The sequence below is a fragment of the Auritidibacter ignavus genome, assembly GCF_029853775.1.
GTDB lineage: Bacteria > Actinomycetota > Actinomycetes > Actinomycetales > Micrococcaceae > Auritidibacter > Auritidibacter ignavus.
Map to the genome: position 1 here is coordinate 1,268,053 of NZ_CP122564.1, position 13,424 is coordinate 1,281,476.

General features: G+C 60.9%; 10 protein-coding genes. 3 read left to right on the forward strand and 7 right to left on the reverse strand.

Annotated features, from left to right (window positions below):
* Window positions 1–108 precede the first annotated feature (108 nt).
* Window positions 109–1,044: a stage II sporulation protein M gene (locus QDX22_RS05740; RefSeq protein ID WP_279718150.1), complete on the reverse strand. Its 936-nt coding sequence runs from the start codon at window positions 1,042–1,044 to the stop codon at window positions 109–111.
* 121 nt (window positions 1,045–1,165) lie between these two features.
* Here QDX22_RS05740 and QDX22_RS05745 point away from each other — a divergent pair, with 121 nt between their 5' ends.
* The gene (locus tag QDX22_RS05745; RefSeq protein ID WP_110099606.1) at window positions 1,166–1,963 is read left to right on the forward strand and encodes an RDD family protein; all 798 of its coding nucleotides are present in this window, start codon (window positions 1,166–1,168) and stop codon (window positions 1,961–1,963) included.
* A 77-nt stretch (window positions 1,964–2,040) separates the two neighbouring features.
* Here QDX22_RS05745 and ahcY read toward each other — a convergent pair whose 3' ends face one another.
* From ahcY to QDX22_RS05770, 5 genes are all read right to left on the reverse strand, one after another.
* Window positions 2,041–3,567 carry an adenosylhomocysteinase gene (gene ahcY / locus QDX22_RS05750; RefSeq protein ID WP_136089522.1) on the reverse strand — a complete coding sequence of 509 codons (1,527 nt, stop codon included), beginning with the start codon at window positions 3,565–3,567 and terminating at the stop codon, window positions 2,041–2,043.
* 82 nt (window positions 3,568–3,649) lie between these two features.
* On the reverse strand, window positions 3,650–4,174 hold the full coding sequence (locus tag QDX22_RS05755; RefSeq protein WP_180342606.1) for a DUF3499 domain-containing protein: 525 nt from the start codon (window positions 4,172–4,174) through the stop codon (window positions 3,650–3,652).
* Between the two features lie 105 nt (window positions 4,175–4,279).
* Window positions 4,280–6,097 carry a DUF5719 family protein gene (locus tag QDX22_RS05760; RefSeq protein WP_279718151.1) on the reverse strand — a complete coding sequence of 606 codons (1,818 nt, stop codon included), beginning with the start codon at window positions 6,095–6,097 and terminating at the stop codon, window positions 4,280–4,282.
* A 5-nt stretch (window positions 6,098–6,102) separates the two neighbouring features.
* A complete protein-coding gene (locus QDX22_RS05765) occupies window positions 6,103–9,801 on the reverse strand; it encodes a glycosyltransferase (RefSeq protein WP_279718152.1) in 3,699 nt (1,232 codons plus the stop codon).
* Between the two features lie 11 nt (window positions 9,802–9,812).
* Window positions 9,813–10,376 carry a WhiB family transcriptional regulator gene (locus tag QDX22_RS05770; protein ID WP_110099610.1) on the reverse strand — a complete coding sequence of 188 codons (564 nt, stop codon included), beginning with the start codon at window positions 10,374–10,376 and terminating at the stop codon, window positions 9,813–9,815.
* Between the two features lie 511 nt (window positions 10,377–10,887).
* Here QDX22_RS05770 and QDX22_RS05775 point away from each other — a divergent pair.
* A complete protein-coding gene (locus tag QDX22_RS05775; protein WP_279723946.1) occupies window positions 10,888–11,520 on the forward strand; it encodes a hypothetical protein in 633 nt (210 codons plus the stop codon).
* Here QDX22_RS05775 and QDX22_RS05780 read toward each other — a convergent pair.
* Entirely contained in the window at window positions 11,483–12,079 is a 597-nt protein-coding gene (locus QDX22_RS05780; protein WP_110099612.1) for a GtrA family protein, read from the reverse strand. The two genes, QDX22_RS05775 and QDX22_RS05780, sit on opposite strands and share 38 nt — an antisense overlap.
* 140 nt (window positions 12,080–12,219) lie before the next feature.
* Here QDX22_RS05780 and QDX22_RS05785 point away from each other — a divergent pair, with 140 nt between their 5' ends.
* Window positions 12,220–13,407, forward strand: a complete 1,188-nt coding sequence (locus tag QDX22_RS05785; protein WP_279718154.1) for a 5-(carboxyamino)imidazole ribonucleotide synthase — start codon at window positions 12,220–12,222, stop codon at window positions 13,405–13,407.
* The last annotated feature ends 17 nt before the right edge of the window (window positions 13,408–13,424 follow it).

Below are 13,424 nucleotides of genomic sequence, written 5' to 3' on the forward strand. Positions count from 1 at the left end.
TCGTTGTCCCCCACAGTAGTCGTCGGTACCCCGGTCATTTCTGGGCCACACCGACACGTGGCGGAAATGGTGTGCTGAGAGAGCTCCAGCCAGCGTGAAAGTCCGGATTTAGGCGGTAAGTTCTACGGTTCCACCATCGTATTGCCCCACGTCGGCGCCCAAGTTCATCCGTGCCGCCCGAGCTCCCAGAATCCAGGTGTAGCACCAATAAGCGGCAAGAACCAGCAGGCCAATACCGTGACGCAAGACGTCGGGTATCTCGGCGGGAGTCACGAACCCTTCGACCAGGCCAGAAACAACGAGCACGACCACCAAACCGATGGCCACGGTAATCAACATTCGCCCCGCTCTGGCTAAGGAAAACAACCTGGTGTGTCGGCCCGGCGCCACCCAGGACCAAAAGATGTACAGCCCGGCAGCGCCGGCAATAAAAATGGCGGTAAGTTCCATATAGCCGTGGGGCAGAATGTAATTGAAGAAGGTGTCGGTTTCACCGTGGCGGGCCATGATGCCACCAGCAACCCCGACATTCGCGGCGTTAAGGTAGAGCACTACAGGCACGAAGAATCCGGTAATCCCGAAGGCAACCTCTTGGGCGGCGATCCAGGCGTTATTGGTCCAGACTTGTCCAGCGAAGGAAGCGGCAGGGTTCTGCGAGTAATAACCCACAAACTCGTGTTCCACGTAGATTTCTTGTTGTTGTTCGGACATCAGAGCATTGGCGACTTCGGGGTGTTGATACACCCAAGCCCCATAAGCGGTGGCTACCGCACAAAAGAGCGCCCCGAGCACAAGAGTCAACCAGCGAATCGTATAGAAAGCATACGGGAGCCGATAGATCACAAAGTCCGTAAACGCGCGGGTAAAATCTCCCGGGGTAGAGCTGAGCCGTTGTCGGGCGCCGGCGACAATGAGTGAGAGTCCGCGAGCCTGGGGGCCATGTGGGTCTTGGGCTTGGATGACCGACAGGTGAGTGGATGCCACCCCATAGAGTTCGGTCAGCTCATCGATTTCGGCCGCAGTGAGTCGGCGGGTTCTCGACAAGGTCTGAAGCCGCTCCCAGTCACCGCGATTCACTGCCGTGTATGCCTCTAAGTCCACGAGGCCAGGCTACCCGCTATGCTGAAGAAGTACCATCACTTCAGCGAGTCGAAAGTTTGGCGCCGTGAGCAACTCCACCTCGGTCGTGACCGGTCAGGCGGTTCTTCTGCACTTGAACCCAGCTACCGTCTTCGTGCGTGGCATGTCGACAATCATCGACATTTTGCTCAGTGCGGTCGGACTGTGGGCCACTTTTGTTGTCTTGGCCAGCGTCATCGAACAGTTAGATATGGCCGCGTTGGGAATGTTTAGCCTTCTGACCGTTGTCTTCTGGTTCGTGCTGATTCCCCTCACGGTGGAAACGGTCTCGGGCGGAAAATCGGTGGGCAAATTGGTTTTCGGCACCCGAGTAATCCGTGACGACGGCGGAGCCGTCGTTTTTCGACACAGCCTCATCCGGACGCTGAGCGGGTTTTTCGAATTGTTGCTGACCTTGGGCTCCGTGGCACTCATCAGTGCCATTCTCAATGATCGCGGAAAACGTCTCGGCGACATGATGGCAGGAACCTATGTGATTCACGACCGGCAACCGCGACTTCCTGAGCCGTTGCCGACCGTGCCAGCAGAACTACATCGTTGGGCTCAGATCGCCGATGTAGGACGCATACCCGATGAATTACTGGTAGAAATCAACCAGTACTTGCGAAACTTTTCGCGGATGACCCCACAGGCCCAGAACCTGCATACCCAACGGTTGCTTCAACTAGTGGATCCTTATGTCTCCCCGGCGCCACCTGCTCAAACACCTCCGACGGTGTATCTCCACGCGGTGGTGGCCGAACGACGCAATCGTGACTATCAGCTATTGATCAGCCGTCAGCAGTCCCAGCGCCAGCTCTCAGCTGAGCTCAACCAACACTAAGCGCGACCACGGCCGGCACCGGAAAAGGAGTATCTATACCCGCTCCGGTACCGGCCGTCGCTACTCGTCAACAGGGGTCAGTAGCGGTAGTCCTCGGACTTATACGGCCCCGCGACGTCGACGCCCAGGTACTCGGCCTGTGTCTTTGTCAATTCGGTCAGTTGCGCCCCAAGGGCCCCAAGGTGCAACCGTGCGACCTTTTCGTCAAGAATGCGCGGTAACGTGTAGACCCCGATCGGATACGTCTGGCCGGTAATCGAACCGGCATCACCTTGAGAGTGGAAGAGCTCGATCTGAGCCATCACCTGGTTTGTGAACGATGCTGACATCACGAAAGAAGGGTGGCCGGTGGCGTTGCCCAGGTTCAGCAGTCGCCCCTCAGAAAGCACAATCACCGAGTGCTCGTTCTCAGTGCCGGGTTCGAAAACCCATTCGTGGACCTGCGGTTTGATTTCCACTTTCTTAATTCCGGGAATCCGGGCGAGACCGGCCATATCGATCTCATTATCGAAGTGCCCGACGTTTCCGACGATGGCTTTATCTTTCATCTGTTGCATGTGCTCGGCCATGATAATGTCCCGGCCACCGGTAGCAGTGATGAAAATATCGGCGGTAGAGACCACGTCTTCCAACCGAGCCACTTGGTAGCCATCCATGGCCGCCTGCAGGGCGGTAATCGGGTCGATCTCGGTGACGATCACTCGAGAGCCTTGACCGGAGAGGGCCTCGGCTGCTCCCTTGCCCACGTCACCATACCCAGCCACCACGACCGTCTTGCCTCCCAGCAACACGTCGGTGCCACGGTTAATGCCGTCGGGTAACGAGTGGCGAATGCCGTACTTATTATCGAACTTAGACTTGGTGACCGAGTCGTTGACGTTCATAGCAGGGAATAACAACTCACCGGATTCAGCCAACTGGTTCAACCGCAGTACACCGGTGGTGGTCTCTTCGGTCACGCCGCGTAGTTCGCGCGACAGACGGGTGAAACGTTGCGGGTCGGCCTCCAGGGAGGCGGCCAGGACCTTGAGCACCTCACCATATTCTTCCGAGTCCTCTTCGCTGGGAGACGGAACTGCTCCTGCGGCTTCACATTCCACGCCTTTGTGCACCAGCATGGTGGCGTCTCCGCCATCGTCGAGGATCATGTTTGGTTCGGTCCCCTCAGGCCAGGCAAAGATTTGATCTGCTGCCCACCAGTATTCGGCCAAAGACTCATTCTTCCAGGCAAATACCGGCACCCCGGCGGGGGCCTGGGGAGTGCCCTCACCGACCACAATGGCAGCTGCGGCTTCGTCCTGGGTGGAGAAAATATTGCACGAGGCCCAACGCACCTCGGCCCCCAGGGCCACCAAAGTCTCGATGAGCACGGCGGTCTGGACCGTCATGTGAATCGACCCGGCAATACGGGCCCCGGCTAGTGGCTGGGATTCCCCGTATTCTTCCCGCAGGGCCATCAAGCCCGGCATTTCTTGTTCTGCCAGCCGGATTTGGTGCCGGCCAGCTGCTGCGAGATTGATGTCACGAATCGCGAAATCAAAGGGCGCGTTGGCAACGGTCGTGGGATTAGAGAAGGCAGGATCTGCTGCAGGGTTAATGCTCATAGCTCCCAGCGTATCCGGTACAGGACGACGATGGGCCTCAGACGGTAAATTTCGACATGACGACCAGAATGTTCTGGCAGATTCAGCTTTCGCGATACCGGGGGCGGGGTTGTTTGACCAGCCGTAGCCCGGGAGCTTCTCCACCGGAGGCGTGTAACGGTCGTGCCGGCCCCTCGGGCCCCATAGCTTCAGGGCGACGTAAACCGGAGGCAGTATCGGTGTGTGCCGATTCAACACTACGATCCGTGCGACCGGGGTCTTTGTCGAGTTCCTCGGTGGTCGATGAGGCCTCGGGTGGCTCGGATTCTGTCTGGGCAGGGTCGGTGGAGGGCCGACTCACCGCATGGGCCAGCGCTAGCAAATCATCTGGATCGGCGACCGGTTCCGGGGTGGGAACCGCGTTCTCATCGGGGAATAACCGCATCATTTCCCATCCCACCGGGGCGGTCATTTCCACAGCGTGGCGAGCGCACAGGTCATGGGCGTGTGGTTCGGCTCGTTGCGACATGGGACCGACCACGACCGTGGAATCACGGTAGTTGAAGGTCAGCGTCGCTGCTGCCGGAGATTTACACCCTGTTTTCGAACACTGTCGTATGGTTGCCACTCCACATACTGTACTCGCGGTACCTGGTGGATTTCACCAACACCACGCCCGGCCCAACGCCCGGTGGCCGTCGATATCGCTTGCAGGACGGATAGGGCCGGCCTGTTACCAGCCGACTCGCACCGGGGCACCGGCCGGAGCTGCTTGTGGCCCCACCACCGGATAGGCCGAAATTCCCTGCGAGGACGTTGTGGTCACGGCAGCGTAGACTTCCGAGGAATCTGTCGAAATTTCAACACCGGCGGCGTCGTCGTCAAAGCTGACCGGCACGGAAGTGTTGGCGGCTATAGTTTCGGTCTGGTCTTCCCCGATCTCGCCCTCGTGATCGATCGGTGTGACGGTGACTTCGGCGTCTTCGGGGGCGGTGAAAACCAGCTGCGAGTCACCGGCTGATCCAAAGGGTACCACCTGGTCGAAGCCTAAAGCCGGGGCCGAGGCTACCGAGGACACTTCGTGGTCGGGTCCGGTATCCGAGGTGGTCCCGGTGCCGGCGGCGACCACAGGCGCATCGGAGACCAGGTAGACCGAATAGGTCCCGGTATCTAGTTCGCTCAAATCGAGGGTGGACACCGTTGCGGTATCGACGTCGACCGTGTCGGGAACCGCGCCGGCGACCACACCGTCTTCGTCGACGATCTGGACCTCGACCGATGCGTCCGCTAATGGAGAAGCAATACTGAGGCTGGGGTCGGCACCGGCGGTGTCGTTGTCGGGATCCACGACAATCCCGGGGATCACCACTCGGTTCTCCAGGGAGTCCACAGCTTGGATGGTGTCAACTCCTACCGGGTCCACCCCGTCGAGGCGGTGGTGCTGGATCGAGGCGGAAACCGCCCCGCCGGTGGAGGAGATCCCCACTGCCAGGTCGGAGGCATCGGCAGCGAGGCCACCCAGCACGAAACTACGGGTCTGGTCCGGTGCCAGGGTAATTCCGGAGACTCCCGTGGCCGCTACGGGACCATCGGTGTCGTAGAGCGAGATGTCGACGGCGGCAGCCGAGGCTGAGGGGTTCGTCACGGACAGCACCGAGGTGGTTCCGATTGTGGTATCAGCGCCGGTAAGCCACTGCTGGTGACTGGCCGGGGTACAACCGGAGAGACTCAAGCCGTGCAGGTCGCCGTCTGAGGCGGTGAATTCCGAGGAGCCCGCCACCACGGCGGGGGAACCGCCGAGGGGTTCAGCGGCGATGACTCCGGCGATGCCCTCGTCTGCCAGCGCGTCGGAATTCTGGGAAATCAGGGCCCGGCGCACCGGGGTTCCATCGGCTCCAGCGCTGGCGGGTTCACCCTGTTGGACTTCTTCGGGCTGCGATGCCGAGAGTTCTTCGGCGTCCTGGCCGGCCTGGGCATCAGCATCTTCGGGTACACCGCTGTCGGTGCTGGCCCGCAAAGTCAGTCCGGGGATGGTTCCGGCCAGATCCGATCGGGCGGCCACATTGATGGAGGTGGCTGCGTCGGAAGACACCGGGGAGAACTGCACGTCTTCGCCTTCTCCGGCCCCGGCGGGTAGCCGTGGGGCCGGGGCACAGACGCTCTGGGACGGTGCCGAGGGGATGGAGGCTGGACGGGCCGAGGTATCGAGAGAGACCGGCGCGGTATCGATCACCTGGTGGGCACCGATGATCCCGCCCACCACGACCAGTGCACCGACACCCGCTAGGGCGCTGATCCACATCCGTCGGGTTGAGGAACCGGTTTTCGCGCGGGCGGACTCTTTACGGTACCGTTTCAGCGCCTGATCGCGTCGTACCGCGCGACGACGAGCGCCGCGGGCCTCTGCGTATTGTTCAGCGACAAGGTTCTCCCCGGAGGCTGCACGACGACCTCGCCTAGCTCGAGAGCGATCCTGGCGGAGGCGCTCAGCGTTTTCGACAGGCTCGGTGCGGTCGGTGTGATCGGACGATGGTGTTTCGTGGTCGGTCATGGGGATCATTGCCTTCCGCTACAGGAGTCATCAGGCGTGTCGGGGCCAAACCCGAAGGCATCGGCCTCGGCATCGGCGGGAGTTGCATGGGAGGGGTCCTCGGAATCGGACAGACCGAGGTCGTTGGTCTGACCGGGACCCGCCTGCGAGGACGGGGCACTGGGGCGACGGCGAGTGACCGGCGAGGGGATGGCCAACAGTATCGTGGCCAGTAGCGCCACGGCAGGAATCAGCCAATACCAGGTGAACAGCCCCGGATCGTAGCTGACCCGTAGCTGTTTGCCGGCCACGTCGTCCGGTAGCTCAAACTGCTGGTGCCAACGAGAATTCTCGCCGGTAACGGCAGTGAGCGGTTCGCCGTCAAGCTCGGCGTGCCATCCGGGATCGGCGCGGTAGGCCAGGGCCAAGCGTAACGGTTGCTCGGAGTCCTCGGTGAGGTTGGTGGGAAGGACCTCGGGGAACTGGGCCTGGCCATCCAGACCATCGGAGCCCACCAGCCAGACCGGTTGTCCGTCCTCGCGGGTGATACGCATCGCTGCGGTGTTCACGCCGCTACTGTGCTGACCGGTGTACTCTGTGGCCAGCACGGCGAGACCTTGGTCTTGCTGGTCATCGGTGCGAGCGTTCACCCGCCACAGCCATCCTTCTGAGGTCAGTCCGACCGGGGCCAGCCCGGTGATGGCGTCGACCGAGGACGCGATGGAAGCCTCTCCCCCATCAGGGTCGCGGAGCACGACGAAGCCAACGCCGAGGTCTTCTAGTTGCTGGCGGGGGTCCCCACCAGACTCAGAGGTCAGAGTCGCTGCCACCGAGCGGAGGGTTTCATCGGCCTCATCGGCAGTGGCGACTTCGGGATTGAAGAGGGGCCCGGTCAGCGCCCGCGAGGTCCAGGTTCCGTAGTAGTCCTGTAGCGAAGCACCGGCACCGGTGACCAGGGTGGCGTTCATGCCGTCATGGGTGCGTTCTAATACCAGCGTGCGGGTGTTGACCGGTGAGGTGCCCTGATCGGCGGCGGTAGCCGGAAGGGTGCGCACTGGGGAACCGGTGATCAGACGTTGGGCGGTCAGGTCGGCAAAGCTCGGGTCTGGGTTGGCGGTTTCCAAGGTGACCGTGGTCGCGGCGTCTTGGCGGGCATCGTCTAAGATGTCGTGCGGAACCACCGAGGGGATCAACCACACCATGGCCGCGACCAGGCTGGTCACCAATCCGGTGCTGACCGCGATGACGTGAAGAGAGGTCGAGGCCCGAATGAGGACCTCGAGTCCGCTACAGGCGGCCATGAGAACCCCGACTCCGGTCAACGAGACGGCAGTGCCGGTGTATATCAATACCGGGGTTCCCGCACTATCCACCGAGACGGGAACCGTGGTCGCCAACCAACCGGTCAGCAACCCAGCGGCAGCGATCAGCAACCCCACACGCGCATGGACACCGCTGACACCACGGTGGAAGGCACCGCAGATCGCCAAGAGTAGCACCGGCAGGCTGATCACCGCCACGATAATCCCGGCCCACGGGATCTGCGGTAACCAGTCACTCAGCCAGGGCAGGCTGGCGACTCCGCCGTGGGGGTCTAGGGCTTCGGGGAAACCCAGGAGCTGTTCCAGAAGGTTGGCGGGCAGATAGCCCTGGGGTACACCGGGATCGGCGAAGATCGCGCGCAGATTATTCCACTGCGTGAAGAGCACCGGGACCATCAGTAACAGGCTTAGTAGCGGGGTCCACCACAGCGTTTTGCCACGGGTGCCCACAAAGGATGCCAGCAGGACCACGATCAGCACGAGGGGTAGGAGCAACACCGGTGCAGCGGCGGTAATCAGCGCCATCAGGATCGCTACCCAGCCGGATGCGGTCCAGGATAATGCCCCGCCAAATCCGGGGCGAGAGGTCACGGTCCTCACATCGGGGTTGGCGGAGGCTCCGATCAGTGACGGCGCCCGGCGGGGCCTGGCGGAACCGGTGGCGCGGATGACGGCCAGCACGAGCAACGGCAAGAGCAGGTGGGCCACAACAGCGAAGAGCCGGCCCTGTCCGAGGGAGATCAACAAAGTGGGTGCAAGCCCCCAGAACAGTCCGATCACCACGCGGGCGCCCCGGCGTCGGGTGATCGCCCCAGCCATGGCCCAAGCGGCGATACCGGACAGTGGCATCGCTAGCATCATTAGGGTGGTTACGGCGATGGAGGCCGAGCCGGTTAGGGCCAGCAACACCAGAATCCAGATGGAGGGACCCGTATAGCCGGACGCACCGGCGGCAACGGGCGCGAAGGCGGCGAAACCGGTGTCGATCAGCTCGGTGATGCCGGCTGTCACCGGCACTAAGGACCCGCCGCTCAGGGCCGGTGTGCCAAAAAAGGCACGCAACCCGATCAGGCTGAGCGCACCCAAACCAAGGAGCAAAGCGACCGCACCGAGCCCGACCCAGTTGCGCTCGGGGGTGGCCAGTGCGACGAATTCGTCGTGCCCGCCGGTGGGTTCGTCTTGCGCTGGCGCGCTGGTGGAGCCGGTACCGTCACCGATGGTGAACTCAGGTTCGTCTTCTGCGACCAGCGAACGGCGGAAGTTGCGGATTTCGGCAGGATCTGCCCGGAGGTCATCGACGGCCGAGAGGCTCATTGTGCGGGTTTCGGAGGCCCGCGAGATGGAGCGAGCCAGCCGGATCGGGTGACTTCCGGCGCGCCAGATCCCGCGGAAACGGTCAAAGCCCACGCCGGGCGCTTTCACAACCAGAGAGCCGAGCAAAATACCGAAACTAGAGATCAGCACCCACAGCCACAGCACAATCAGGGTGGCACCGGGGCAGTGTTTGATACGCAACCAGGTTGCCGACTCTTGGTATTCGGCCACCCCCGGGCTGTCGGGCATCGGCACGGTCGTCGTTGACGTTGAGGTGGGGTCTTGTTCGACGTGGTCTTGTTCGGATTGCCCTTGGTCAGACTGGTCCTGCTCGGCCTGGTGCTGGCGACTTTCGTTGATCGCTTCAATTCGTTGCAGAATCTGGTCGTCGTCGAAGTTCTCGATCACCGCCGAGGGAACCACCACGACGCGACCACCAGCCAGCCGGGCCCGCCAGCAGAGATCTACTCCGCGAGACAGCGCGGGGCTGAGGCGGTCAAAACCGTCGAGTTTGTTCCAGATATCTGCCCGAACTAGCATGCCGGGCACCGAGACGGCAAAGACATCAGACCGGTCGTCGTACTGCCCCTGGTCTAATTCACCGGGTTCCACCAGCGTGTAGGTCTCACCCCGGGTGGAGACGGTCAGACCCACGTCGTGAAGCTGGCGCGGGTCCTCAAAGGCGACCTGTTTCGCCCCGGCAATATACACCGAAGGCGAGACTTCCGTTTCGTTCAGTACCGCTTGCAGCGCGTTGGGTTGAGCCACGGTCGAGTTGGTCATCAGCCACAGCCAATCAGACTGTTGCTCGGCCGGTTCTCCTACCTGGCCGTTCTTGGGGAGATTGCGCAACGCCGTCGCCAGCGACGTGGACGAGGGGTCGGGGTGGATCAGATGGTGCCAGTCCATGTCCGCATCAACACATAAGACATTGACACGGTCGAGCTCCTCAGCGTCGACAGTTGCCGAGGTGACCACCACCAGCTGGTCGGGAACCCGATGCTGTCCCAGGACGGAAGCGACAGTTTCGGGCAGACCACCGGTGATGGTTTGAGCTAAAACGACAGCGGTGACGTGGGGTGTAGGCACGATAATGGGAACTACGAGGACATTTTCTTACGCAACCGGCGCCGTTCGCGTTCTGACATTCCGCCCCAGATCCCAAAGCGTTCATCGTGAGCTAGGGCGTAGTCCAGGCATTCTTGGCGCACCGTGCATTGGGCGCAGACGCGTTTGGCATCGCGCGTTGATCCACCTTTTTCGGGAAAAAAGGCTTCCGGGTCGGTTTGAGCACATAGCGCATCGGCCTGCCAGGCCAGCTCGCCGTCATCGGCAGTGTCACCGAAGCCGGGCAAGCCCAGCCAGATGCTTTGTACCCCTGCGGAAGGCGCCTGTTTTTGCGGGGCGGTCGGAACGGAGTGCAGTGCTGTGACGTTATGAGACTGGCCAGCCTCCAGGTCGGCTTGTTGTTGCTCGTCAAGATCCTCGAGAGCTTCGTGGGCTGCCAAAAAAGCGGTGGCCTGATCGTCGAGGCTCGCCTCGATCGCTTCGGCCGCATCTGGATCGGCCGGGTCGAGAAACCAGTCTGATGGCACGGCACGCGAGGCTGACCCCCGATGCTGTGCGCCGCGGCGGGATTCTTCCTGCCGTTGTGCGTTGTCCATACCTTCAGGTTCCTTTCATCATGACCGACCCGTCGGTCACGGCGTGGCTCACCCGAAGTCACCGACAGCTCTGGCAAGGTGGAACCTATCCACAACAGGACCACAGCTCGTCCAGCAGAGCTGACCGCCATAACGATGTGAAGCACGGGTAGCGCCAAGCCGTAGATCAGACCGGTAGGGCCACTTTCTCTACGTCGTATTTCCTCTAATTACACCGTTGTAACTCCCTGAGGTCAAGTTACAATTAACTGCAGATCCGGCGTGAGAAGAAACCAAATCTCAAGGTGTTTGCCGTGAAAGGGCAGTGATCGTGGTATCGATAACATCGTTGTTTTCGTCCGGCTCTATACCGGGAGACCCGCTAGGTGACCAGGACGATCTTTTCGCCGAAGTGGCCCATAGACCTACCCCCGTCATTGTCGATTATGCGACCAGTGCGACACCTGATCCGGGCCCTGATTCCTCAGCTAATTCTGAGACAGTTCGCACCGAACTCTCAGGAACGGTGGTCATGAACTGGGTACATAAGGTCGCGAACCTGTTGAGTGCTACTGGATGCGACGATCCGCATCACACGTGTGTCATTGACCTACCGGTTGATTGGCTCACAACGTGTTTAGTCTTCGGGGCCCTGTTCCATCAACGCCACGTAACATTGGCATCTCCCGCTCCGAATGACCATGGCGTATTGGGTGAGTCTACTGAGACCGGTGACCAGCCAGATTTGGTCATCACAGACCGCCCCCAGCGGTGGTTAGATACCTCAGCTGAGATCTTTGTGGTAGGTGCTAGCGCCGACGACGATCCGTCCTTAATCTCGGTTGACCAAGAGGTTCTCGCTCAGCCCGATCAGCCGACTTATCCGCCCCAGAGTATCCTTTCCGCCTGGCAACCCCCCATGGATCCGGTTGCTCTCTCGCGGGAGTTGTCCCAGGCCGGCTTGAGCTCCCGCGTGGAGTTAGTCACCGGTGGGGTGCTAATTGCCACCGACGGGCTACGGTGCTCACGCCAGCTGGTCGAAGCTATCCTGCACACATGGAGCCACCACGGGGTGGTGGTGTTGCTCGGACTCAGCTCGCTACAGGCCCCTGAGGAGCAGAGGCTCGTTAATCAGATTCTGGCCGAGCAACGTTTGTCCCGTTAGTCCCGCGGGCTCCACCAGACGAGGACGTCTGCGGGGTGCTGGCGTTGTCTGCAGGGGTGTCTCCGCTGCGCGAGCCGATCAGGACTTCGTCATCGGAAAAGGCGGGGTCGGCTTCGACGGTTTCGCTGAACACCCAGAAGCGGTAGGCAAAGAACCGGAAAACGGTGCCAAAGAACAACCCGATAACGTTACCGGCGATGACCAGCCCGAAGGCAGAGTTGACACCCAACAGGTAGTCGGCGATGAACACACACGCGCCTTGGATACCCGCACCGATAGCGTTCATCACCAGGAAGAGCACCAGCTCACGCGCCACGTTGGACTGTCGCCGGTGTCGGAACGTCCAGTAGCGGTTCGCAACCCATGAGAACACGGTGGCCACCGCAGTGGCCACCAGTTTGGCTTTGGTGTTGGACCCCTCCATTGGTCCTGATATCAGCCAGATAAACACACCGGTGTCAATAAAGAATCCGATGCCACCCACCACACCGAATTTGGCAACCTCGCGCCACAGCAAGGCCACCAGACCTCGAATGCGCTGGTAGAGGCTGGACAACATCGTGTTTGTCTCTCCTTGGTTTGAGTGCGTCGATAGGTGAAGCCAAGGTGGGCTGCTGAATAACGTCGATACTCTAGTACCTTCACCTGCCAAATTCCTGAATTTCACGCTACCGCACCAGAAGTGGGTACCCTAAGAGGGTGAGTTTTCCGAAGATTGGCGTAGTTGGCGGCGGACAGTTGGCCCGTATGATGGCCCCACCCGCCATTGAGTTAGGAATCGAATTACACGTTCTTGCTGAAGCTGAGGGCGTCAGCGCCACCACAGCTGCTTGTCGGTCCACCGTGGGTGATTATCACGATCTGGACACGTTGCGACGTTTCGCAGGATCAGTGGATGTGCTGACCTTTGACCACGAGCATGTCCCCAGTGAGCACCTCCGGACCCTGCAGGCTGAGGGTGTCGCGCTTCACCCCGGCCCTGACGCATTGCTTTATGCCCAAGACAAATTGGCTATGCGCCGGAAAATGACGGCCTTAGGCCTGCCACAACCGGCATACAGGGCCGTATCCAACGTGGAGGAATTGATTTCCGCAGCGCAGTCCATTGGGTACCCGGTGATATTAAAGACCCCGCGCGGTGGCTACGACGGTAAAGGTGTGCGTCTGATTCGCCGTGCAGAGGACGCTCACGAAAGCGCTAACTGGTTTGACCTGCCCTTCGACGCACTGTTGGTCGAAGACTGTGTGGAATTTACCCGGGAGCTCTCCGCTCAGGTAGCGCGTCGGCCCAACGGAGAAACCGCCCCCTACCCGGTGGTGGAATCCATCCAGACCAATGAGGTCTGTGATCTGGTGACCGCACCGGCCCCGAACCTTGACCAGACCATCGCTAGCGCAGCTCAGCAGGCGGCTGTCACTATTGCCGAGCAACTGGGCGTGACCGGCATGTTGGCTGTGGAGATGTTCGAGGACCCCCATTCTGAGTCGGGTTTCTCGATTAACGAGTTGGCAATGCGGCCCCATAATTCCGGGCACTGGTCCATGGATGGAGCCACAACCAGCCAGTTCGAACAGCACTTACGCGCGATACTGGATCTGCCTCTCGGGTCAACCACGCCGGTGGCTGAATTCACGGTGATGAAAAACTACCTAGGCGGGGCGAACGAAGACCTTTACGGTGCTTTCAATACTGCGATGACACGCTATCCGCAGGCGAAGATCCATGCCTACGGCAAATCGGTACGTCCTGGGCGTAAAGTGGGCCATGTCAACGTCCTGACGAACCCGCAGCGTTCCTTAGACGATGCCCGTCGCATCGCCGAACGCACCGCGGCCATCATCCGCGACGGCTCCGAGCCGGCAACAGACGAACTTCCGGATAGATAAGGATATTCTGGCTCATG